The sequence below is a fragment of the Nocardioides sp. genome, from assembly GCF_036493135.1.
Taxonomy (GTDB): Bacteria; Actinomycetota; Actinomycetes; order Propionibacteriales; family Nocardioidaceae; genus Nocardioides.
Window position 1 is genome coordinate 55,147 of the sequence record NZ_DASXQG010000062.1, and the last position, 21,618, is coordinate 76,764.

A 21,618-nucleotide genomic window follows, 5' to 3' on the forward strand; every position below is an offset into this window, starting at 1 on the left:
GAAGGGCAGCACATGAGCGTAGACCGGCACACCCGCGGAGTTCTGCCCATTCCTCACCGCCCTGCGGCAGGTCTGACGACGTACGACGCGAAGGACCCGGACACGGCCTTCCCTCCGATCGAGCCGCTGCTTCCGCCCGAGGGTGCGCCCAACGTCCTGGTGGTGCTGCTGGACGACGTGGGCTTCGGGGCTTCGTCCGCCTTCGGCGGGCCCTGCCAGACCCCCACCGCCGAGCGGCTTGCGACCGGGGGGCTGCGCTACAACCGGTTCCACACGACCGCCCTGTGCGCACCGACACGGCAGGCGCTGCTGACCGGGCGGAACCACCACTCGGCCGGGATGGGCAGCATCACCGAGACCGCCACGTCCGCGCCGGGCATGAGCTCGCTCCGACCGAACACCATGGCGCCGGTCGCGACCACACTGAAGCTCAACGGGTACTCGACCGCACAGTTCGGCAAGTGCCACGAGGTGCCGGTCTGGCAGTCCTCCCCGATGGGGCCGTTCGACGCCTGGCCCTCCGGTGGCGGAGGCTTCGAGACGTTCTACGGCTTCATCGGCGGTGAGAACAACCAGTGGGATCCCTCGCTCTACAACGGCACCACGGCCGTCGAGCCCCCCGCGACCGCCGAGGAGGGCTACCACCTCACCGATGACCTCACCGACCACGCGATCGGCTGGGTGCGGCAGCAGAAGGCGCTGATGCCGGACAAGCCGTTCTTCGTCTACTTCGCCCCGGGAGCCACACACGCTCCGCACCACGTCCCCTTGGAGTGGGCGGACAAGTACGCCGGCCGGTTCGACGACGGCTGGGACGTGCTCCGCGAGCGCACGCTGGCGCGGCAGAAGGAGCTCGGCGTCGTACCCGACGACACCGAGCTCACGGCGCGGCACAGCGAGATCACTGCCTGGGACGACATGCCGGACGAGCTCAAGCCGGTGCTCGCCCGTCAGATGGAGGTGTACGCCGGGTTCCTCGAGCAGACCGACCATCACGTGGGCCGGCTCATCGACGCGCTTGCCGACCTCGAGATCCTCGACGACACGCTCGTCTACTACATCATCGGCGACAACGGGGCGTCCGCCGAGGGCACCATGAACGGGGCCTTCAACGAGATGGCCAACTTCAACGGCATGGCCGCCGTCGAGACCCCCGAGTTCATGGTGAGCAAGATGGCAGACTTCGGCTCCCCCGACTCCTACAACCACTACTCGGTGGGTTGGGCCTGGGCGATGAACTCGCCGCTCCAGTGGACCAAGCAGGTCGCCTCACACTGGGGCGGCACCCGCAACGGCACCATCGTGCACTGGCCCCACGGCATCGAGGAGCGTGGCGGCTTGCGCTCGCAGTTCACGCACGTGATCGACGTCGCCCCGACGATCCTCGAGGCTGCCGGGCTCCCGATGCCCACGATCGTCAACGGCGTGCTGCAGGCGCCCATCGAGGGCACCAGCATGATGTACAGCTTCAACGCCGCGGACGAGCCCGAGCGCCATGACCTCCAGTACTTCGAGATGTTCGGAAACCGAGGCATCTACCACCGGGGCTGGAGCGCCGTGACCAAGCACAAGACGCCGTGGATGATGGTCGACCCGGACATGGGCCCGTTCGATGCCGACGTGTGGGAGCTCTACGACGGCAGCAACGACTTCAGCCAGGCCCACAACCTGGCGGCGGACCAACCGGAGCGGCTGGCCAACCTGCAACGGCTGTGGCTGATCGAAGCCGCGAAGTACAACGTCCTCCCTCTGGACGACCGATCGGGTGAGCGGCTCAACCCCGACCTGGCGGGCCGGCCCACCCTGATCCGAGGCGACTCCCAGCTCCTGTTCCCCGGCATGGGCCGGCTGTCGGAGAACAGCGTGGTCAGCATCAAGAACAAGTCGTTCTCGGTGACCGCGGACGTCGAGATGGGTGACGCTCCGGCGGAGGGTGTCCTGATCGCCCAGGGTGGCCGCTTCGGGGGGTGGGCCTTCTACGCCAAGGACGGGAAGGCCAAGTTCGTCTACAACGTGCTCGGCATCCACGAGTTCCCGATCGTGGCCGACGAACCGATCCCGGCAGGTCACCGCCAGCTCCGCATGGAGTTCGCCTACGACGGGGGCGGACTGGCCAAGGGCGGCGAGGTCACCCTCTACTACGACGGGAACGAGGTCGGCAGAGGTCGGGTGGAGATGACCCAGCCGATGGTCTTCTCGGCCGACGAGACCACGGACGTCGGCTACGAGTCCGGCACCACCGTCACGCCGGACTACACATCCGCGACCAGCCGCTTCTCAGGTGCGATCAACTGGGTCCAGATCGACCTCGGCGACGACGACAACGACCACTTCATCGACCCCGACGAACGCCTACGGATCGCCATGGCCCGTCAATAGCCCGGGTCTTCGAGCGCGCCAGGAACGCTGCGAGTGGCGCGGACAGCTCGGCGCTCCGGTCACCCCAGTCCGTGACGACCGCGGTGCCGGCGACCAGGTCGTGAAGTGCGCGATGCTCGCGTTGCAGCAGGATCATCAGCAGCCCGATCCCGAGAAAGACAAAGCTGAAGGGGAGTACGAGGGTGCGTACCAGGGCCTGACGGGCCGAGAGCGGAAGACCGTCGGCTCGGACCACCCGGAGTCCCACGGCTGCCTTGCCGAAGGTGCGACCGGCCACGGCCAGGGCGACGAAGACGTAGAGAAACGCCCATACGGCCAGGGCGGCGATGGCCAGGGGCTGGGCGCGGTCAGGACTCAGGGACCTGTTCAGCAGGGTGCTGGTGAGGAGGTTCGTCACCGAGTACCCCAGCGCGAAGGTGATCGTCACCACCACGATGTCGAGAGCGGCCGCGAGCGCGCGTCCGATCGGCCCGGCATAGTGTCCGGTCACCGAGGTCGATGAACCGGATTCGGCGTGGTCGGGGCGTAGATGCGTGGGCGCGAGACGCGTCGGATCGGATCTCCGCCGCAGCAGCCGGTCGATCCCGCGGTCGATCAAGGCGTCGACCCCGACCACCTGCCGACGGCCGAGATCGACGGCGGAGTCGGCGAAGCGGCCAGTGCTCGCCATGATGATGTCCGGCACTCCCGATCGCTGGACGACGGCCTCGAGGTCGACCCTGGCCAAGAGCTGGTCGAGGTCGATGCCTGCGAGCACCTCGTCGAGGTCGACGCGACTGAGCAGGCGCTGGATGTCGATCCGGTCCATCAGCACGTTCGGGTCGATCCGGTCGACCAGCTTCTGGACGTCGATCCGCTCGAGCAACAGGTCGAGATCGACGTACTCCAGGATCAGGTCGGGATCGACGAGCTCGACGACCCGTCCGGTCGCGACACCGGCGACCCGGCCCAGAATGCCCTTGCCCGGCGCGCTCATGGGCGAAAGACTCTCACGGCCTCATGGCCGGATGGGTGCGGTCGCCTCATCGGGCGGGTTCCCACCGCCCGTGTCCGGTCGATCGACCTTCGACTCCGGAGGCTCGACCGGTGAGGCCGCCTTGCCGGTGCCTACCAGGACCTGCAGGGCTGCGAGGAGCACGACCACGAGGACGACCGACCAGAACAGCCGTGGATCCGACGCCTGGTTCCCCCAGAGCAGGGTGATGAGCCCCAGCACACCGATGACGATCCTGAGCCACACAGCATTGGGCGCCACCCAACGCCCGGTGGCCGCTGCGGGTCCGTCGGCCAGAGAAGCACCGACGGACTCGAGGCCGCTGCTGACGGTCGTGCGGGTGGCGGTGCCGAACTTGGTGCTGCTGGTGAACCAGCCCACGAACGCCAGGATCACCCCGAGCCAGAGCATGACGTGCTGACCGCGCTCGAGGTACGAGAACAGCTGGTTGAAGAAGACCGTGCTCGCCGGACCGAACACCGTCCCCGATAGCTGGTTGACGAACAGCTGCCGGCTGATCGAGAGCAGGAGCGCCACCAGCAGGGCGTTGGCCGCGAGCGCTGCCCCGATGATGATCGTCATCCTCGGCCTGCGCCGGGACAGCAGGAGTGCGCCCAGGTACATCAGCGCGACGACCACCAGCAGCCACTTGGCCACCGGGTTCGCGATCGCGTAGATCGTGCGCACCTGCTTCAGCTGAGGCGCCTCCAGCAGCACGATCTCCTGGTTCGCCGCGGGAATCGGCGGGGCGTGCTGGACGATCGTGAGCCCGCGATCGACCAGACGCTGTTTGACCTGGTCGATGACGTCGGAGAGGTCGAGGACCAGCGCGCCACCCTGGACGGACACGGCCCCCGATGTGTCGCCCTTCAGCAGGCGGACGAGTGCCTCCTGCGCCCTCGTGTTCGCCGCGACCCAGAACTCCGCGAAGGCATCGGACGCGATGAACGCGCGTACCTGGGTCTCGATCAGCCCGTTCACCGCACCCGAGAGCGGACCGACGAGGGCCTGCAGACGTGGCCTGCTCTTGATGATGTCGGCGAACACCTGGTTGAGGAGGGCTTCGACGTTCACCTGCGACTCGATGGCGTCGGTCACCTTGGTGGCGATCGCCGCCTGCACCTCGGGCGAGTCCACCAGCGGTCCGACCGTGTCGACGTACCGCTGGCCGTCGTTGATGGTGCGCTGTCCCCAGTACGAGAACGAGGCCGGCACCGTCAGGATTGCCGCGAGGATGAGGCACAGAGCCGCCGCGACGGCCCTGCCACGAGAGGGGCTCTCGGTCTCAGGCTGCGCTGCTATGGACTCATCCATCGGATCTCCTCCCGCGTGTCGAACGTAGGTTCCCCGGCTCCGCCCGCCATCACCCGGTACGGACGAACCCGGCTCCGGAACGCCGGTCAATGCGCGCCACCGACCGTCGGGTCGAGGCGTCCCGTCCGGGCGGTGGCGTACTGATCGGCCGAGTTCTTCCGTGATCGTCCGTGGCGGAGCATGCGCTCGGGTGCCGGGGTGCCGAGAATGTCCGCCGAGAGGATGGGAGCTGTCATGAACCAGGGAGCACGCTCCCAGACGTCGCAGGGCCCAGAGACATCGTCGCGGAAGATCGCGATCCGCGTCCGTTGGGGCGATGTGGTCCGTCTTCTCGCGTCCTGGTTGATCACTTTCCTCGCACTTCTACTGACCGCGAAGCTGTTGCCGGGCTTCAGCTACACGTCCTGGGGTCCGCTGCTGGTCGCAGCGGCGGCCACCGGCCTCGTCGGCATGATCGTCCGGCCGGTGCTGGTCGAGCTCAGCGCGGTGATCGGCTGGATCGCGGTCGCCCTGGCCACGCTCTTCGGCCAGGCCATCGTCGTTCAGATCGCGTTGTCGCTGGTCCCTGGCGTGTCCTTCAACTCGTTCTGGACCGCGATCGCCGTGGCCTGGATGACGGCGGCCTTCGGGACGTTGCTCGCCTGGATCTTCAGCGCCGGCACCGATGAGTCATTCGTGGCCAGCCTGGCTCGGATCAAGCCGGTCGTCATCGACGACCCCGATGTGGACGGCGTGGTGTTCCTGCAGCTCGACGGAGTCTCGTTCCCGGTCATCAACTGGGCGCTCACCTCGGGCACGATGCCGACCCTGCGTCGATGGGTGGACACGGGTGCGCAGCTCGCCCACGAGTGGACGGTGCAGCTGCCCTGCACGACGCCCGCGAGCCAGCAGGCGATCCTGATGGGCACCTCAGCCGGCATCCCGGCGTTCCGGTGGTACGACCGGGAGCTCGGCCGCCTCCTCGTGGCCAACCGTCCCGACGACGCGGCGGTCATCGAGCTGCGGGCCAGCAGCGGTTACGGCCTGCTGGCCGACGACGGGATATCGATCTCCAACATCTTCACCGGTGACGCGCCGAGGGCCGCCATGACCATGAGCAGGCTGGAGGTCAGCCGAGGTTCACGTCGTACGCGCCAGGTGTTCGCGCGTTTTCTGCTGCGACCCGACGGACTCTCCCGCAGCCTCGCCCGCACGGTCGCCGAGATCGTCCGTGAGCGCTTCCAGGCGGTCAAGCAGAAGCGGCTCGACATCTACCCCCGGGTGCATCGCTCATGGACCTTTGCCGGGCTGCGTGCCTTCAGCAACGGGTTGCTCCGTGACCTGAACACCACGTTGGTGTGCGAGGAGATGATGCGCGGTGCGCGCAGCATCTACGTCGACTACGTCGACTACGACGAGATCGCTCACCACGCGGGCGCCACCAGGATCGAGTCGCTCGCGGCTCTCACGGGCCTGGACCATGTGCTCGCCGTGCTCGAGAGGATCGAACGCCGTGCCCCGCGCCGATATCACTTCGTGCTGCTCAGCGATCACGGCCAGAGCCAGGGGGAGCCGTTCGCCGCGCGCTACGGCACCGACCTGAGTGAGCTGTGCCGGACCCTGACCGCATCGACGACGAGGGGCGTCGAGGGCAGCATCGAGGGGTGGGGACGGGTGGACTCGGTGCTGGAGGATCTCGCGAGCTCGGGCGGGTCGACGGTGCAGAAGGCGGCCTCTCGCCGGGTCGAGGAGAAGATGCAGCCGTCGGCGGCCGAGCCCGATGTCGAGCTGGTCGTGCTCGGGAGCGGAAACCTGGGGCTGGTCTACGTCCCAGGACCCGAGCGGCTCACCCTGGAGGACCTGGAGGCACGCTGGCCCGATCTCGTGCCCGGTCTGGCCGGACATCCTGGTATCGGGTTCGTGGCCGCGCTGGGCAAGGACGGTCCGGTCGCCATCGGCGCCGAGGGCCGGCACGATCTCGCGACCGGGGTCATCCAAGGGATCGACCCGATGATCCCGTTCGGTGCGCACGCCGCGGCGATGCTGCTGTCGGCAGCGCTGATGAAGGAGGCACCGGATCTGTACGTGAACAGCAGCGTGGACCCGGACACGCTCGACGTGGCCGCCTTCGAGCCGCTCGTGGGCTGCCACGGCGGCCTGGGCGGCTGGCAGGATCGCGGCTTCGTGGTGGCCCCGCCCGATCTGCTGCGGCCGACCGTTCCCATCGTCGGCGGAGAGCAGCTGCACGGCCACCTGGTCGACATCCTGGAATCGTTGGGGCATCGTGCTGAGCTCGTGAGGAGCACTACATGAACCAGTCGCGCACGCTCCGGCTGCTGGTCGGAGCCGCCGCCCTCGTGATCGTGGTCGGGGGTATCAGGGCCGCCGCCGGGATCGTCGCCCCAACGATGGTGGCCCTGGCCCTCACCATCGTGTTCCACCCGATCCGGGTGTACCTCGAGGGCAGGGCGCCGACCTGGGTGGCCACCACGGCGGTGCTCGGGGCGGCGTACCTGCTGATCGTGCTCTTCACTCTCGCCCTGGTGATCTCGGCGGGACAGCTGGCGTCCCTGCTGCCGAAGTACGCACCGGAGTTCAACAGCCACCTCAACGACGTCGGCGGCTGGTTCCAGGCTCGCGGCGTCAGCAGTGGTCAGCGCGACACGATGCAGAGTGCGCTCGACCCCACGAAGCTCGTGGGGGTCGTGACCTCGTTCCTGGAGGGCATTGCCGGGGTGCTCACCGACCTGTTCTTCCTCGCCACGCTGCTCATCTTCCTGGCCGTGGACTCGGCGTACGTCGGCCGCCTCACCGAGGTCACCCGGACCCACCGGCCCCACCTGGTCGAGGCGATGTCCTCCTTCGCCCGCGGGACCCGCAGCTACCTCGGTGTCTCCGCGGTCTTCGGTCTCATCGTCGCGGTGTTGGACACCGTGCTGCTGTATGCGATGGGGGTGCCGGGGGCGTTCGTCTGGGGCGTGCTGGCCTTTGTCACCAACTTCATCCCGAACATCGGCTTCGTGATCGGGTTGATCCCGCCCGCCCTGGTCGCCCTGCTGGACAGTGGACCCGGCCTGATGCTGGCCGTGATCGTGGTCTACTCGCTGCTCAACCTGGTGATCCAGTCGATCATCCAGCCGCGCTACGTCGGCCAGGCCGTGGGCCTGTCGACCTCGCTGACGTTCCTGTCGCTGATCTTCTGGACCTGGGTGCTCGGACCGTTGGGCGCGCTGATGGCCGTCCCGATGAGCCTGCTGTTCAAGGCCATCCTGGTAGAGGCGGACCCCGACGCGCGATGGCTCGATCCGGTGATCAGTGGCCGCCCGGATCACCACCCGGCGGCACCGACCTGACCGGGCGCTCGGCCGGCCCGCGGTCGGCCCGGTAGATGTCGGGCTCGAGGTAGATCGACGTCGCCGCGGGCTCTGCGGCGCGGATGCTCCTCTCGGCCGCGTCGATCGCCCCGGCGACCTGCTCCGCCGTACTGCCCTCGACGACCGCGATCTTGGCTGCCACGAGCAGCTCCTCGGGGCCGAGGTGGAGCGTCTTCATGTGGATGACCCGCACGACGCCGGGAGTCGCGGCGAGGGCGGACACGATCCGCTGCTGGGCCTCGGGCGTCGCCGACTCGCCGAGCAGCAGGCTCTTGGTCTCGATGGCGAGGACGACGGCGACGACCACGAGCAGGAGGCCGATCATCACCGTCCCCGCTGCGTCGAAGTAGTAGTTGTCGGTCAGCAACGACAAGGACACGGCGAGGAGGGCGAAGACCAGACCCAGCAGGGCGGCGAGATCCTCGAGCAGGATGACGGGTAGCTCGGGCTTCTTCGCGCGCCTGACGAACTGGGCGAAGGAGACCTGACCCTTGACCTTGCTGGTCTCGGTGATCGCGGTGCGGAACGACAGGCTCTCCAGCACGATCGCGATTCCCAGTACGAGGAGCGGGACCCACCACCATCGCCCGGCATCCTCGTGGTGACCCGAACGGATCTCGTGGAACTTGTGGTAGGCCTCGTAGATGGCGAACAGACCACCGACGGAGAAGAGCACGATCGACACGACGAAGGCGTAGATGTAGCGCTCGCGGCCATAGCCGAACGGGTGCTCCTCCGTCGCCTCTCGCCGCGACTTCTTTCCTCCGAGCAACAGCAACCCTTGGTTGCCGGTGTCGGCGACCGAGTGGATGGCCTCGGCGAGCATGGAGCTGATCCCGGTCAGGAAGAAGGCCACGAACTTGGTGATCGCGATGCCCGCGTTCGCCAGCAAGGCAGCCACGACCGCCTTCGTGCCACCGTCTCCCGCCATGGCGGCAGGCTAGCGAGCCGGGGTGGGAGCGGTGCTCAGCCCTGGCGGGGGAGCTCGAGGGAGGTCGGGACACCGATCTCCAGCACGCGTGGCGTACACCGTGGTGCCACGCGTCCGAGTGCCTGCGCGAACGCGGGCCCCGGGATGTCCATCCAGTCCCGCGGGTATGTCCCCCCGCCCGGAGCGTGCAGCGTGCCCCAGTGCACGGGTACGGCGTACCTGGCGCCCACGCGCAGGCACGCCTCCGCGGCCTGGGCCGGCCCCATGTGTCCTCCCGAGAGTCGGGGTCCCCAGCCGGACACCGGAACGACGGCCAGATCGATGGGCCTGCCGGCCAGCTCGGCAAGCCCGTTCAGGCCGTCGAAGAGCTCGGTGTCGCCGGCCAGCCAGACCGCGGAGGAGCGCGTACGCACCAGATGCCCGTTGGCTGCGTTCGGTCGATGCGGCATCGGTCGTGAGGAATGCACGGCGGGGGTCAGGGCGACCTCCACGCCGGCACCGCCGCTCACGTCGATCCACTCTCCCTCGGCTGGAGCGATGGCGCTGAGATTGCGCTTTCGCAGCCACGGGACGTTCGGCGCTCCGGTGATGATGGGCGCGGCGGGAGGGAGCATGCGGAGAGACTTGAGCTCGGCATGGTCGTGGTGGAGGTGTGACAGGACCACCGCGTCGGCGCCGGCCCACTGCGCGGGCACGGGGCGGCCGCCGCGGCGCCGAAGGAGTCCCGCATGACGGCGCAGGAGCGGGTCCGCGACGATCCGGACGCCGTCGACATCGAGGACGACCGTGGAGTGACCGAGCCAGGTGATGGTGGTGCTCACCTGGGACCCTCTCGCGCGACGCCTGGCACGCTGCGAGTGTGCTCGTCACGGCAGCGAGGCGCGTCCCCCGATGAGGACGACCAGTGAGACCGGTGCACCTCCGTCTCACCCGGCGCGGATGAGACATGCGCCCGATGCGGCATGCGAGTAGCGTGCCGAGCAGTGCCCTGATCCCGGACCCTGTTCGAGGCACTGTGCGCCGCGCGGGAGACGCGGCAAGGGAGGCACACAGATGGAGGGAAGTCCGGACGACGTCCCGACCTCGGGTGTCGGAGGGTCCTTCGGCGCGCTCGCTCCGACGACCTGGTTCGGGATTCCCGATGTGCCCGCCGACTACATCCGCCGGCCCCGGCTGTTCCGGCTCCTGGACGGCGGCGCGACCTCCCCGTTGATCCTGGTCAGTGGCCCCGCCGGCAGTGGGAAGACGTCGCTCGTGGCCGACTGGCTGAGCTTCCGGGCCTCGGACGGGCAGTCGGAGTGGGTCACGTTCGAGCGGGAGGACGAGGCGTTCTGGCCCGGGGTACTGGGCGGACTGGCGCGGCTCGGAGTCGCCGTACCCTCGCGCTCCTTCCCGGCTGGCACCGCCGCGGTGGACCGGCAGCTCCTCACCGCGCTCGCGATGGTGGTGGCGCGAGCCGACACGTCGGTCACCCTGGTCCTGGATGGGTACGAGATGGCGTCCCGAGACGTCGCCAACGACCTCGACTACCTGCTCCGACACTCCGGGCGCCGCCTGCACATCGTGATCGTCACCAGAGTCGACCCGATCCTTCCGCTGTACCGGTACCGGTTGGAGGACCGGCTCACCGAGATCCGCATGGTCGATCTCGCCTTCACCGACGCCGAGGTCGAGGAGTTGATGAGGAATGCGGGCCTGGCGCTCACGGCTGCGTCGGTCCACACGCTGAACCAGCGCACGCATGGATGGGTCGCCGGTTTGCGATTCGCCTCCAGATTCCTGGGCAAGAGCGGGGACCCGGACGTCGCGGTCGCCCAGGTGAGCGGTGACAGCGGCGACATCGGGGAGTACCTGATGGGCGAGGTGCTCGCCGCACAGACGCCGGAGAACCGCCGCCTGCTGCTGAGCACGAGCATCCCGGTCGTCATCCAGCCCGGCCTCGCCGAGGCGCTGGGTGGGCGGGCCGCGCCCCGGATGCTGTCGTTCCTGGCGCGGGTCAACGCCTTCGTCGAGCCCGTGCCGGACCATCCCGGGTTCTACCGGTACCACCCGTTCTTCCGAGACCTGCTGCGGGCCGAGCTGGCCTATGAGGCGCCGGAGGAGATGGAGCGGCTGCAGAGAGTGGCCGCGGAGTGGTTCGCCCAGGAGGGACTCGTCGCCGCGAGCGTCGGCCACTACGCGGAGATCGGCGCCTGGGCGGACGCGGCCGGAACGGTCGTGGACGAGCTGGCCTTCGCCCAGCTCCTGACGGGCGGCGCGGACGACACTCTCGCTAAGGCGCTGATGCCGATCCCCGACGAGCTCGGGGATCCGGCTGCATTCGTCGTGAGGGCCGCACTCGCGATGGGCCAGGGCGACTCCGAACGCGTCACCACCGAGCTGGCTCAGGTGTCCCCCGCGGCGCCGTCCGCCGGTGATGGGCAGGGGGGAGCACTCTCCCTGGCGGTTGCCGTGCTCCAGAGCATCCACGCGCGCGGCTCCGACGACGCGCACAAGGCGTTCGAGCTCGCCGAGGAGGCCGAGGAGGCTCTCACCGATGGACGCCGACAGACCCGGGCCGACGCCCAGCACGAGCTCTCGGCCCTCGTGTCCGCCAGCAAGGGGATCGCGGCTCTGCGCCGGGGCCGGCTCAGCGACGCGCACGAGCTCTTCACCGACGGAAGCGAGTCGGCGCTGTCCCTCGGGTCGGAGCCGCTTCTGGTCGAGTGCCAGGGTTACCTCGCTCTGATCGCCTGCCTGCGAGACCAGCTCTCCGAGGCCGTGTCGTTCGCCGACCGAGCCGTCGCGACTGCCGACAGTGTGGGAATCCGCCTGCGCGACCGGTCGGCCGCTCCGCAGGTCGCACTGGCCTGGGTGGACATGGAGCGCTACGACCTGATCGGGGCGGCCAAGCACGCGAAGCTGGCGGCCATGTCCGACGCCTTCCTGGGAGATCGGGTACCCGGCGCGATGCTGGCTCTGACGCGATCCCGCATGCAGGCCGCACGTGGCGACCTGGACGGTGCGATCTCCATCGTCGAGAAGACGACCGAGGGCATCGCCGACGGGAGCGAGTGGCTCGCGGCGCAGTTGCGGCTCGAGGCCCTGCGTCTGCGGGTGGCGAAGGAAGACGTGGCGGGTGTCGTCTCGGAGACGCGAGAACTCGAGGAGGCTTTCCCGGCCGAGGTGGCGTTGATCGCCGCCGACGTCGGGCTGGTCGAAGACGACGACGAGGCGGTCACGGAAGCGTTGTCACACGTCATCGGGCAGGGCGGTCGTCCCGGTGTGCAGATGGCGGCCTGGTTGGCCGAGGCCACGCGCCAGCTTCGCAACGACGCGCCGGGCAAGGCCAGAGCGGCGATCGAGCGCTCCTTGAGACTGGCCGCCCCCGAGGGCTTGCGTCGGCAGTTCCACGAGGCCCCGTCGGCGCTGGCGGGTCTGCTTCCCGATGACGCGTCGCTCGCTGCGAACTCCGCATCGGTACGCCGTTCCGCGAAGACCGTGAGGAACGGGCGCACGGATCCCAGGGTGCATGCAGCGGCTGACTCTCCCGCGACACTGGTCGTGGAGCGCCTCACCGAGAAGGAGCTCGAGGTCCTGGGACACCTGGCCGAGCTGCTCACGACCGAGGAGATCGCCGAGACGATGTTCGTCTCGGTGAACACCGTCCGGACCCATGTGCGCAACATCCTGAGAAAGCTCGGCGTACCCCGGCGGAACGCGGCCGTGAGACGGGCACGCGAGCTCAACCTGCTGCCTGCCTGATCCATCAAATGCGGGCATTCATCCCAATGGGATGAGGAAATGCCGGGCCCGTCACGATGGCATGGAGGAGGGCCGGAGACGTGACCGACAAGCGGACCACGATGGCACACGGGGCCGGCGAAGACCGCGATGGGCGATGGCTGTCGACAGGATGACCACAGACAGAATGTACGAAGTGCGCATCACCGGCGTGGTGCCCGATGTCGCTCTGCGCGAGCTCGACGACATCGAGGTGGCACGGCAGGAGATGCGTACGGTCCTGAGCGGACGCTTCACCGACCAGGCCGCACTCTACGGTTTTCTCCATCGACTCCGATCTCTGGGGCTGGAAGTCGTCGAGGTCCGTCAGGTCGCCGCCGACGGGAGCTTCGACCGAGAATCGCCTCCTGAGGCTGACGAGCCCGCAGGAGACTCCCAGGCGACGGACGGTCCCGAGCAGTGACGACGAGAGGGCGGGATGCTGTGGCGGCTCCTACGGTCTACGAGCTCACCATCAAGGGTGGGATGGGGCCGGTCATCCGGTCGGCCCTGACTCCCCCAGCGGTGTCCAGGTCCGACGTGTGCACGATCCTGCGGGTAGGGGCCTCGGGTCGCGATCTGGCGGATCTCCTTCTTCTCATCCAGGAGAAGGGGTTGACGGTTGAAGGTGTGTTCGCGATCGAGGCCTGAGCGGTCGGGGAGGTGACCGGCGCCTCAGCGGGAGTCGTCCCCGCCTTCGCCACACCGAGGTGGCTCGACTCCGTACCCGTGGTGATCGCCGTCGGCGTGGTGGTCGTCGACATCGCGCTGCGTCTGGCCGTCCTGGGGATCATCCCGAGCAACCGGAAGCCGTCCTCCGCGATGGCCTGGATTCTGCTGATCCTGCTGATCCCCGTGCCCGGGATCGCACTCTTCCTCCTGCTCGGCAGCAATCGGGTGGGCCGTCGCCGACATGCCCAGCAGGCCGAGGTGAACGCGCTCATCCGGAAGCGCACCGCTGACGTGGCCACGCTCCAGGACGCCACCGCTCCGTCGTACGTCGGCTCCGTGGCAACGCTCAATCGGAACCTCGGGGCGCTCCCGGCTCTGGGCGGGAACAGCGTGGAGCTGCTGCCGGACTACCGCGGGTCCATCGCGGCAATGGTGGCGGAGGTCGACCAGGCCCGACGCTTCGTGCACGTGGAGTTCTACATCACCGCCTGGGACGAAGTGACCCAGCCGCTCTTCGATGCCCTCGTGGCGGCCACCGAGCGTGGCGTGGCGGTGCGGTTGCTCTTCGACCATCTGGGATCCCGGGGCATCCCGGGCTACCAGGCGATGCTCGAACGTCTTGCCGGCACCGAGATCCAGTGGCATCCCATGCTGCCCATCCACATCCTGAAAGGGGAGTTCCGGCGGCCCGACCTCCGCAACCACCGCAAGATCATGGTGGTCGACGGACACACCGCGTTCGTCGGTTCGCAGAACCTGGTGGAGCCCGGATACAACAAGCCGAAGAACCACCAGGCCGGCCGCGAGTGGGTCGAGCTCATGTGCCGGGTCCAGGGACCTGTGGTGGCGGCCCTCAACGTCATCTTTGCCAGCGACTGGTACAGCGAGTCCCGGGAGATGCTGGCCACGGAGCTGGAGCCCGTCCCCTGGGATGCCGGCGGCCCTGGCGACCTCGTCTGCCAGGTGATCCCGAGCGGACCCGGCTTCGTCGCCGAGAACAACCTGCGTGCGTTCACCACCCTGATCTACTCGGCGCAGCACCGGATCTCCCTGACCAGCCCCTACTTCGTGCCCGACGAGTCGCTCCTGTACGCCGTGACCACAGCGGCCCAGCGCGGTGTGGACGTGGAGCTGTTCGTGAGCGAGGAGGGCGACCAGTTCATGGTGTACCACGCCCAGTGCTCCTACTACCGTGCGCTCTTGGAGGCCGGGGTACGGATCTACCTGTACCCCCCGCCGTACGTGTTGCACTCCAAGCACTTCACCGTCGACGAGGACATCGCGGTCCTCGGATCGAGCAACATGGACATGCGCTCGTTCGGGTTGAACTACGAGGTCTCGCTGATGATCCTGGGGTCCGACATCGTGACCCGCATGCGGGAGGTCGAGGACGTGTACCGGGAAACGTCGCGCGAGCTGACGCTCGAGGAGTGGACGCGGCGTTCGTACATGTCGCGCTACCTGGACAACGTGATGCGCCTGACCGCGGCACTGCAGTAGCGAAGTCGGCCCTCTACCGCCCGGCGCACATTCATCCCCGATGGGGGAGGCGACGTACCGGTAGCCCCGACACCTTGGACGTCACGGGTGCAGGCTTCAGCCCTCTGCACGCAAGGAGACCACGCTCATGACCTCGATGGAGATCGAGGCAGACGGACAGACCTTGATCCTCCGCGGCGACTTCGACGTCCGGAGCACCATGAAGGTCCGCGACGCGATCTATGCACACGTGTACGGCACCAAGCGGGATCTGGTGATCGATCTGACCGAGGTGCCCAGCATCGACCTCACCGCGGCCCGGGTGCTGGCGTTCGCGGCACTCGATGCCAGCAGGGCCGGTCACCACCTGCGCCTGCGTGGGTGCCGTCCCGCGGTACGGCGGATGCTGCGCCTCTCGCGCCTGGGACGCTTCGTCGAGCTCGAGCACGTCGCCGACACCGGCTGAGGCTAGCCCAGGATCTTCGCCTTCTGCACGGCGAACTCCTCGTCGGTCAGGATGCCTTGGGCATGCAGCTCACCGAGCTGCGTCAACTGAGCGATCGGGTCGGGTGGGGCCTGTGGAGCGGCCGCGGGGGCCGCCGGGGCGGGGGCCGCTTGCACCGGCTCCTCTTGGGCCGCCCATCGGTTCGCCTGCCGGCGAGAGACCCGGTTGGAGACGGAGGTGGCGGTTCCCGCGATCACTGCGGTTCGGGCGACACCCCGGAGTAGTCCTGGCATTTCTTGCTTCCTTCTCTCTCTGGATCGTGAGGTCGTGGTGACAGGCCTCAGCGGGACTCCGCGCCCTCGAGTGACGACACCAGGCTGTCGGCCGGGATGCGCCCACTGGCGACGAGCTCCGCGCCGCCACGACGCAGCGCGGCAACGAACGGAGCGGCCCAGGTGTTCTCGTACAGGAGGATGCCTGCCGAGCTGTTCGGTTCGAGGACGCTCCCGGCGTCCGCGATGTCGTCGGAGTCCAGCAGGCCGGACGACGCACCCTCGAAGACCGCGAGGTCGAGGCTTCCGTCGCCGTCGAAGTCGGCGACGTTGATAACGGTCATCTTGCCGTCTGCGTCCTTGGACACGAACACGAGGTCAAGGATATGGATGATCCCGCGATCCACCAGATCGAGCAGGATCGGGAAGCCCTCGCCGGTCATCTTGTTCCCGGGGAACTCAACGACCAGGTAGTCAACCGGGCCGAACTCGTTGTCGTCTGCCATCGTTCCGCCGCCATCCGTTCTCGATACACGGGCCGTCGCCACTGGACTCCTCCGACGCTAGGACGTGCCGATCGAGGAGTCCTCATCCTCCGTTGAGGAGAATGCGTTCTCGGAGGCCGTTCGTCTGTGCCGGGTGAGGCGAGGTCGAGCGGGGTTTGTGCACGATGTTGACCGGGCCACCAGAAAGGCCGCTGTTCGAGATGGCATGGCAGGGCTCGCGCTGGCACTTCCGCAACCTGGACGTCCCCGTCGACGACCTCGTCGCGCTCTCGCGCCGCGTGGCCGAGTCGTTCGCGGGACGGTGCGTCCGCCGCTTCCTGGGCATGGCAGGGATCGACCGTTGCATCGTGCTGTCGTCCCAGGCGTTCACGGCTCTCATTCCGTTGCTGATCCTCATCTCGACCCTCGCGCCGGTCGGCAAGGAGGATGTGATCGCGCGCAGCGTCATCACCAGGTTCGGTCTCACGGGCGACACGGCCGACGCCGTCCATCAGCTCTTCAGCGCCCCTGAAGGGGCGTCGAGCAGCGTCGGTCTCTTCAGTGCGCTGCTGCTGCTGTTCTCCGGCGTCTCGTTCACTCGCAGGCTGCAAGCGATGTACCGAGCCGCGTGGGAACGGCCGCGCGAGGGTGCCCGCAGCGGGCTGTTCGCCGCCCTCGGACTCCTCACCCTGCTGGCGGAGGTGTTCTTCCTGTACGCCGTGAGGAGCGTGGCCAGGCACCTCCCGCTCGACGGCTTGGTGATGTTGCTGGTGTCTGCAGTCACCGGGTTGGTGCTCTGGACGTCGATTCCGTACCTGCTCCTGAACCGGCGCGTCCACTGGCGACGGCTCCTGGTGGCGGGAGGGCTCGCCGGCGCCGGCACCGCGGTCTACGGGATAGCCACGGCGGTCTACATGCCCGATCTCATGGAGAGGTACACCAAGGAGTTCGGGCTCTTCGGCATCACCATCGTGCTCATCGGGTGGCTGCTGATCGTGTCCGGCGTGATCGTCGTCAGTGCCGCGGTGGGGGCGGAGTTCGACGAGTCGAACGCGTTGTGGGCCGTGACTCTCAAGACCCGGTTCCACCTCCTGGACCCGGCGAGGCCACCACCGGAAGCCGACGAGGGGGCCCTTACGTCGGGGTTGCTCCGGGCAGACGTGGTGTTGCTTGTGCGCGTCGCCGTGAACTGGGCCGTGCTGACGGTCGGAGTGGCGGTCGCGACGGTGATCGTGCCCGGCATCGACATCCGGGGTGGGCTGACCGGTTATCTGGCCGTGTCCCTGTTGTTCGGCCTCGTGAACGCGCTCCTCGGTCCGCTGTTGCACCTGGTCGCGCTCCCACTGTCCGCCCTGACCCTGGGTGTGTTCGCGCTCGTGGTGAACGGCGTCCTGTTGGCATTGACGGCCGTGATCACCCAGAGCCTCCACGTCGGCGACTTCGCTGACGCGGTGCTCGGCGCCCTGGTGATCTCGATCATCACCACGCTGCTCGAGTTCGTCCTGCGGCCGCTCAAGGCTGACCGCTAGGTCGTTGGCGCGAGGGATGGTCGTCGCTCTCGGCGACCTCCACGGACGTGGAATCGTCCCCGAAGCGGTTGGTGAACCTGGTGACGGCGGCATCGACCATGTCGCCCAGAGTCCGCTCGCGCGCCGTATCGGGTGCTCTCACCGTCAAGACGACCTCGACCGCCTCGGCCACCCCGGTGCGGACATCCCGAGGCCGCTCGAACTCGACCCCCTCCTCACGCAGCAGATGAGCGAGCGCACCGACCAGGACCTGTGGCCCTCGGTACGTGATGGTCTGCGACATGGGCACTCCGGGAGAGTCGTCGTCGGTCAGGCGCCGGCCTGGGTGCCTGCGAGCATCAGGTCACACACCAGGCCTCGACCCTACGCGCGATCGCCGAGAGGCCCCACTCAGACGGCCCCGCGGCCCCGCCTGAGTGCCCGGCCCGGCCGCGCTTCCGTCGGCTCGCCGTCGCGCAGAGCGACCACGCCATTCACGACGACGTCTCGGACGCCGACCGAGAGCTGGTGGGGCTCGGCGAACGTGGCGCGGTCGGCGACCCGGTCCGGGTCGAGGACGACGAGGTCGGCGGCGTACCCGGGCTCGAGCACGCCGCGGTCGGTGAGGCCGAAGGTCGACGCGGGGAGAGACGTCATCCGCCGGATCGCCTCCGGCAGGGTGAGGACGCCGAGCTCGCGGGTGTAGCGGCCGAGGACGCGCGCGAAGGACCCGTAGGCGCGGGGGTGGGTGGGGGAGTCCAGGCTGCGGCCGACCGGGGCGATCGACGCGGCGTCGGAGCAGACGCCGACCCACGGCACTGCGAGCTGCCTCCGCAGGTTGTCCTCGCTCATGGAGCGGAACGCCGTGAACACCGAGGTCCGTTCGCCGGCGATCACGTCGAGTGCCGTGTCCACCGGGTCCTGGCCGCGATCGGCAGCGATCTCGGCGAGTGTGTGCCCTTGCCACTGCGTGTTGTCGGGATGGCGGAGCCGCAGCAGGAGGACGTCGCCGGCGTTGGGGGTGTCGCCGTACCGCCCGAGGGCGACCAGGTCCGCCCGGATCTCCCTGCGTACGTCGGGATCGGCGAGGCGGTCGTAGAGGGCGTCGGCACCGCCTTCGTGCCATCGGCCGGGGATCGTCGAGGAGAGTCCGGTGCCGCTGCGGGTGTACGGGTAGACGTCGGCGCCGATCGGCACGCCCTGGTCGCGCGCGTCCTGGAGCTTGGCGAGGGCGTGCTCCATCAGCGGCCACTGCGGCTGGCCGGCGGCCTTCAGGTGCCACATCTCGCCCTGGACGCCCGAGCGACGCACGATCTCCAGCAGCTCGTCGATCGCCGACAGCAGGCCCGATCCCTCGTCGCGGACGTGGGAGGCATACGTGCCGCCGTAGCGGCCCGCGACCTCGCAGAGCGCAACCAGCTCCTCGGTGTCGGCGTAGCTCCCCGGTGCGTAGATCAGGGACGACCCTATGCCGAGCGCGCCGTCGGCCATCTCCTCGGCCACGACCTCGCGCATGGTGTCGAGCTCGGCCGCGTCGGCCGGGCGGTCGTCGTACCCGACGCCGAGGACGCGCATCGTCTCCGCGCCGATCAGGGACGCGACGTTCTGCGTGCAGCCGGACCGCTCGACGGTGGAGAGGTACTGGGAGAGGCGGTTCCACGTCACCTCCACGCCGTACGTCGCGGCCTCGCGCTCGAGGTCGGCGCGGCCGGCAGCCGGCACCGGCCCCAGCGACTCGCCCTCGCCGAAGATCTGCGTGGTCACGCCCTGCACCAGCTCGCCCAGGGAGGTCCCGTCCTCCAGCACCGAGAGGTACGAGTGCGACAGCGGGTTGATGAAACCCGGGCACACGACGAGCCCGGCGGCGTCCAGAACCGCCGCCGACGGTTCATCGGCCGGGAGGTCGCCGACGACCACCACTCGGTCGCCGGCCACCGCGATGTCGGTGGCACGTGCGTCGCTGCCACGCCCGTCGTGGACGAGCCCGCCGCGGACGATCAGGTCGTACATGGGGTCCTTTCGGGTTGCGGGGCAAGTCGTCACCGAGCGTGACGGCGACCGTGGGTCTCATCGGCGCTCCGGCGCGGGCCGAGGCGGACGGAGGTCGCTCATCACCCGAAGGCCGGGCTCGGCGTGCCGGATGCTGCCGATCGTGTTCACGAGTGCGGCGGCCGTAGCCAGATCCCCGTGGAGCCCGCCGGGGACGGACAGGTGGAGGTCCGGCTCGCCGGTCAGCCGGATGTCGTCCTGGGACGGCCCGATCCCGACCGCCATCCGCAGCCGCAGGTGGACCCGCTCGACGCCGTCGACGCGCACCACGGCGACCTGGTCGATGCCCGCGATCCGACCCGGCTCGATCGTGCCGAACGCCGAGGGCGTGGGCATCTCGGCCACCACCGGCTCGATGGTCTCGGTGGTGTCGGAGGCGTCCCAGCCCAGCGCGGCGGCGACGGCCTGCGCGGACTCGGTCAGCCCCACGTGACCCATCGAGGCCGCTGCGACACGTCGTTCGAACTCCTCGGTGGTGATGCCGGCGCCGACCTTGGCCTGAAGCGGCTCACGTCGTCGGCCGGCGTCCTGCACGCGGAGGACGCGCACCGCGTCCACGCGCTTCGTGGCGCCGGAGAGCACGACCGGGAGGTAGTCCATCGCGAAGCCCGGGTTCACACCGGTCCCGACGACGGAGACCCCGGCCGTCCGGGCCGCGTCGTCGAGCCGCGCGGCCGCCTCCGGTGCCTGCACCCACGGGTAGGACAGCTCCTCGCACGAGGAGACCACGTGCGCCCCCGCCTCGACGGCCGCGAGCAGCTCCGGCAGGCACCGCGTCAGCGACGAGGACGTCGTGTGCGTGACCACCAGGTCACCCGCGGCGACGTCGAGCGAGGCGTCGCCGAGGCTCTTGACGACGCTGACGTGGTCGGGCGCCTCGGTGTCCAGGACCGAGCCGATGCCGGTCCCGACCAGGTCGGGACTGATGTCGCACACCGCCACCAGGTCCAGGTCCGATCGGCGGAGCACGAGCCGGACGACCTCACGTCCGATCGCGCCCAGACCGACGTGTGCGACCTGTGCGGCGGTTCCCGTCATGTGTCCTCGTCCTTCGTGTCGTGTCGTCCGGCCCGGGCGTCCTGCTCCGAGCCTTCCTCCGAGTGCGCGCCGTACGGGCGGACCCACTGGTCGGCGATCGAGCCGTACGCCTCCATGCGGTCGTTGCCCGCGGCCCCGAGCCGGCGCGCGACATCGGTGGCAAGAGTCTCGACCAGCGCGACCGTGGGCGTCAGGCTCTCGAACGGCGAGGGCCCGTCGACCTGGGCCGGCAGCACCGCGTCGGCGAGATCGGCGATCGGCGAGAGCCACGGGTCGGTGAGCAGCACCAGCCGGGCTCCGCGGTCGCGCGCCAGCCGGGCGAACTCGAACGTGTCGAGCTCGTAGCGCCGGTAGTCGAACAGGACGACCGTGTCGCGCCGCGAGAGCTCGGCGAGGGCGGCCGCTCGCTCGGCCGCGAGCGACGGCACGTGGTGGACGCCCTGGCGAAAGGGGCGCAGGAGTGAGGTGAGCATGGCTGCGAGCAGGTGACTGGTCCAGCCGCCGGTGACCAGCACGCGGTGTCGCTCGTCGGCGATGAGCGCACCCGCGCGCTCGAAGTCGAGCGGGCTGAGCTGGGCGAGCGTCCCGGTCACCGCGTCGGCGAGTGCGTTGCCGGCCTGGGCGAGCGGGGCGTGGTCGGACTCGGCGAGGTGGCTGCGGTAGACCTCCACCGGTGACAGCACTCGCGCGGACAGGTCGTCGCGCAGCGCCTGCTGGAACGCGGCGTAGTTGTCGAACCCCAGCCGTGAGACGAACCTGCTGACGGTCGGTCCACTCACCTCCGCGCGCGAGGCGAGCTGGCTGACCGACTCCAAGCCGGTGGTGGGAGGCCCGGAGAGGAGGGCCCGGGCCACCTTCCGCTCGGACCTGCTGAGCTCCCCGAGACTGCGGCGTACCCGTTCGGTGACGCCCAGGGGAGCCGTCGGCATGGCGGCAG

18 protein-coding genes are annotated in these 21,618 nt (G+C 69.0%); 8 read left to right on the forward strand and 10 right to left on the reverse strand.

Going from position 1 to position 21,618, the window contains the following annotated elements; all coding sequences use genetic code 11:
* The first annotated feature begins 12 nt into the window (after positions 1-12).
* The gene (locus VGJ24_RS11115) at positions 13-2,379 is read left to right on the forward strand and encodes an arylsulfatase (RefSeq protein WP_331500649.1); all 2,367 of its coding nucleotides are present in this window, start codon (positions 13-15) and stop codon (positions 2,377-2,379) included.
* Here the strand turns inward: VGJ24_RS11115 and VGJ24_RS11120 are convergent.
* On the reverse strand, positions 2,333-3,355 hold the full coding sequence (locus tag VGJ24_RS11120; RefSeq protein ID WP_331500651.1) for an RDD family protein: 1,023 nt from the start codon (positions 3,353-3,355) through the stop codon (positions 2,333-2,335). The two genes, VGJ24_RS11115 and VGJ24_RS11120, sit on opposite strands and share 47 nt — an antisense overlap.
* Before the next feature lie 21 nt (positions 3,356-3,376).
* Positions 3,377-4,687, reverse strand: coding sequence for a hypothetical protein (locus tag VGJ24_RS11125; RefSeq protein WP_331500652.1), 1,311 nt, complete (start codon positions 4,685-4,687; stop codon positions 3,377-3,379).
* Between the two features lie 234 nt (positions 4,688-4,921).
* On the opposite strand from VGJ24_RS11125, the gene VGJ24_RS11130 reads away from it, so the two are divergent.
* On the forward strand, positions 4,922-6,979 hold the full coding sequence (locus tag VGJ24_RS11130) for a phage holin family protein (protein ID WP_331500653.1): 2,058 nt from the start codon (positions 4,922-4,924) through the stop codon (positions 6,977-6,979).
* Positions 6,976-8,019, forward strand: coding sequence for an AI-2E family transporter (locus tag VGJ24_RS11135; protein ID WP_331500654.1), 1,044 nt, complete (start codon positions 6,976-6,978; stop codon positions 8,017-8,019). Before VGJ24_RS11130 ends, VGJ24_RS11135 begins: the two co-directional genes overlap by 4 nt.
* Here the strand turns inward: VGJ24_RS11135 and VGJ24_RS11140 are convergent.
* Positions 7,979-8,971, reverse strand: a complete 993-nt coding sequence (locus tag VGJ24_RS11140) for a cation diffusion facilitator family transporter (protein WP_331500656.1) — start codon at positions 8,969-8,971, stop codon at positions 7,979-7,981. The two genes, VGJ24_RS11135 and VGJ24_RS11140, sit on opposite strands and share 41 nt — an antisense overlap.
* A gap of 35 nt (positions 8,972-9,006) precedes the next feature.
* Positions 9,007-9,792 (reverse strand): MBL fold metallo-hydrolase, encoded by a 786-nt coding sequence (locus VGJ24_RS11145; protein ID WP_331500657.1) that lies wholly within the window; start codon positions 9,790-9,792, stop codon positions 9,007-9,009.
* Between the two features lie 232 nt (positions 9,793-10,024).
* Here VGJ24_RS11145 and VGJ24_RS11150 point away from each other — a divergent pair, with 232 nt between their 5' ends.
* The 4 genes from VGJ24_RS11150 to VGJ24_RS11165 all read left to right on the forward strand — a co-directional run bounded on the left by VGJ24_RS11150 (position 10,025) and on the right by VGJ24_RS11165 (position 15,350).
* A complete protein-coding gene (locus VGJ24_RS11150; protein ID WP_331500658.1) occupies positions 10,025-12,715 on the forward strand; it encodes a LuxR C-terminal-related transcriptional regulator in 2,691 nt (896 codons plus the stop codon).
* A 136-nt stretch (positions 12,716-12,851) separates the two neighbouring features.
* Positions 12,852-13,157 carry a hypothetical protein gene (locus tag VGJ24_RS11155; RefSeq protein WP_331500659.1) on the forward strand — a complete coding sequence of 102 codons (306 nt, stop codon included), beginning with the start codon at positions 12,852-12,854 and terminating at the stop codon, positions 13,155-13,157.
* Between the two features lie 239 nt (positions 13,158-13,396).
* The gene (cls, locus tag VGJ24_RS11160; protein WP_331500660.1) at positions 13,397-14,905 is read left to right on the forward strand and encodes a cardiolipin synthase; all 1,509 of its coding nucleotides are present in this window, start codon (positions 13,397-13,399) and stop codon (positions 14,903-14,905) included.
* Positions 14,906-15,032: 127 nt separating this feature from the next.
* Positions 15,033-15,350: an STAS domain-containing protein gene (locus tag VGJ24_RS11165; protein WP_331500661.1), complete on the forward strand. Its 318-nt coding sequence runs from the start codon at positions 15,033-15,035 to the stop codon at positions 15,348-15,350.
* Positions 15,351-15,352: 2 nt separating this feature from the next.
* Here the strand turns inward: VGJ24_RS11165 and VGJ24_RS11170 are convergent, their stop codons facing one another.
* Positions 15,353-15,505, reverse strand: a complete 153-nt coding sequence (locus VGJ24_RS11170) for an SHOCT domain-containing protein (protein ID WP_331500662.1) — start codon at positions 15,503-15,505, stop codon at positions 15,353-15,355.
* 164 nt (positions 15,506-15,669) lie between these two features.
* Complete coding sequence (locus tag VGJ24_RS11175) at positions 15,670-16,107, reverse strand: DUF6325 family protein (protein WP_331500663.1); 438 nt, start codon at positions 16,105-16,107, stop codon at positions 15,670-15,672.
* Positions 16,108-16,307: 200 nt separating this feature from the next.
* Between VGJ24_RS11175 and VGJ24_RS11180 the strand changes: the two genes are divergently transcribed.
* Positions 16,308-17,615: a phage holin family protein gene (locus tag VGJ24_RS11180; protein ID WP_331500664.1), complete on the forward strand. Its 1,308-nt coding sequence runs from the start codon at positions 16,308-16,310 to the stop codon at positions 17,613-17,615.
* Here VGJ24_RS11180 and VGJ24_RS11185 read toward each other — a convergent pair.
* The 4 genes from VGJ24_RS11185 to VGJ24_RS11200 all read right to left on the reverse strand — a co-directional run bounded on the left by VGJ24_RS11185 (position 17,599) and on the right by VGJ24_RS11200 (position 21,610).
* Positions 17,599-17,898, reverse strand: coding sequence for a hypothetical protein (locus tag VGJ24_RS11185; RefSeq protein WP_331500665.1), 300 nt, complete (start codon positions 17,896-17,898; stop codon positions 17,599-17,601). The two genes, VGJ24_RS11180 and VGJ24_RS11185, sit on opposite strands and share 17 nt — an antisense overlap.
* Before the next feature lie 107 nt (positions 17,899-18,005).
* The gene (locus VGJ24_RS11190; RefSeq protein ID WP_331500666.1) at positions 18,006-19,604 is read right to left on the reverse strand and encodes an N-acyl-D-amino-acid deacylase family protein; all 1,599 of its coding nucleotides are present in this window, start codon (positions 19,602-19,604) and stop codon (positions 18,006-18,008) included.
* A 57-nt stretch (positions 19,605-19,661) separates the two neighbouring features.
* Entirely contained in the window at positions 19,662-20,681 is a 1,020-nt protein-coding gene (locus tag VGJ24_RS11195; protein WP_331500667.1) for a hypothetical protein, read from the reverse strand.
* Complete coding sequence (locus VGJ24_RS11200) at positions 20,678-21,610, reverse strand: MurR/RpiR family transcriptional regulator (RefSeq protein ID WP_331500668.1); 933 nt, start codon at positions 21,608-21,610, stop codon at positions 20,678-20,680. Before VGJ24_RS11200 ends, VGJ24_RS11195 begins: the two co-directional genes overlap by 4 nt.
* Positions 21,611-21,618: the final 8 nt, after the last annotated feature.

Bases quoted from the DNA above. Each gene is read 5' to 3' on its own strand.
- VGJ24_RS11135 (WP_331500654.1), top strand. From the start codon at position 6,976: ATGAACCAGTCGCGCACGCTCCGGCTGCTGGTCGGAGCCGCCGCCCTC.
- VGJ24_RS11165 (WP_331500661.1), top strand. From the start codon at position 15,033: ATGACCTCGATGGAGATCGAGGCAGACGGACAGACCTTGATCCTCCGC.
- VGJ24_RS11125 (WP_331500652.1), bottom strand. From the start codon at position 4,687: ATGGATGAGTCCATAGCAGCGCAGCCTGAGACCGAGAGCCCCTCTCGT.
- VGJ24_RS11185 (WP_331500665.1), bottom strand. From the start codon at position 17,898: ATGTCGCAGACCATCACGTACCGAGGGCCACAGGTCCTGGTCGGTGCG.
- VGJ24_RS11175 (WP_331500663.1), bottom strand. From the start codon at position 16,107: ATGGCAGACGACAACGAGTTCGGCCCGGTTGACTACCTGGTCGTTGAG.
- VGJ24_RS11120 (WP_331500651.1), bottom strand. From the start codon at position 3,355: ATGAGCGCGCCGGGCAAGGGCATTCTGGGCCGGGTCGCCGGTGTCGCG.
- VGJ24_RS11200 (WP_331500668.1), bottom strand. From the start codon at position 21,610: ATGCCGACGGCTCCCCTGGGCGTCACCGAACGGGTACGCCGCAGTCTC.
- VGJ24_RS11140 (WP_331500656.1), bottom strand. From the start codon at position 8,971: ATGGCGGGAGACGGTGGCACGAAGGCGGTCGTGGCTGCCTTGCTGGCG.
- VGJ24_RS11130 (WP_331500653.1), top strand. From the start codon at position 4,922: ATGAACCAGGGAGCACGCTCCCAGACGTCGCAGGGCCCAGAGACATCG.
- VGJ24_RS11195 (WP_331500667.1), bottom strand. From the start codon at position 20,681: ATGACGGGAACCGCCGCACAGGTCGCACACGTCGGTCTGGGCGCGATC.
- VGJ24_RS11190 (WP_331500666.1), bottom strand. From the start codon at position 19,604: ATGTACGACCTGATCGTCCGCGGCGGGCTCGTCCACGACGGGCGTGGC.
- VGJ24_RS11180 (WP_331500664.1), top strand. From the start codon at position 16,308: ATGGCATGGCAGGGCTCGCGCTGGCACTTCCGCAACCTGGACGTCCCC.
- VGJ24_RS11115 (WP_331500649.1), top strand. From the start codon at position 13: ATGAGCGTAGACCGGCACACCCGCGGAGTTCTGCCCATTCCTCACCGC.
- VGJ24_RS11150 (WP_331500658.1), top strand. From the start codon at position 10,025: ATGGAGGGAAGTCCGGACGACGTCCCGACCTCGGGTGTCGGAGGGTCC.
- VGJ24_RS11155 (WP_331500659.1), top strand. From the start codon at position 12,852: ATGGCTGTCGACAGGATGACCACAGACAGAATGTACGAAGTGCGCATC.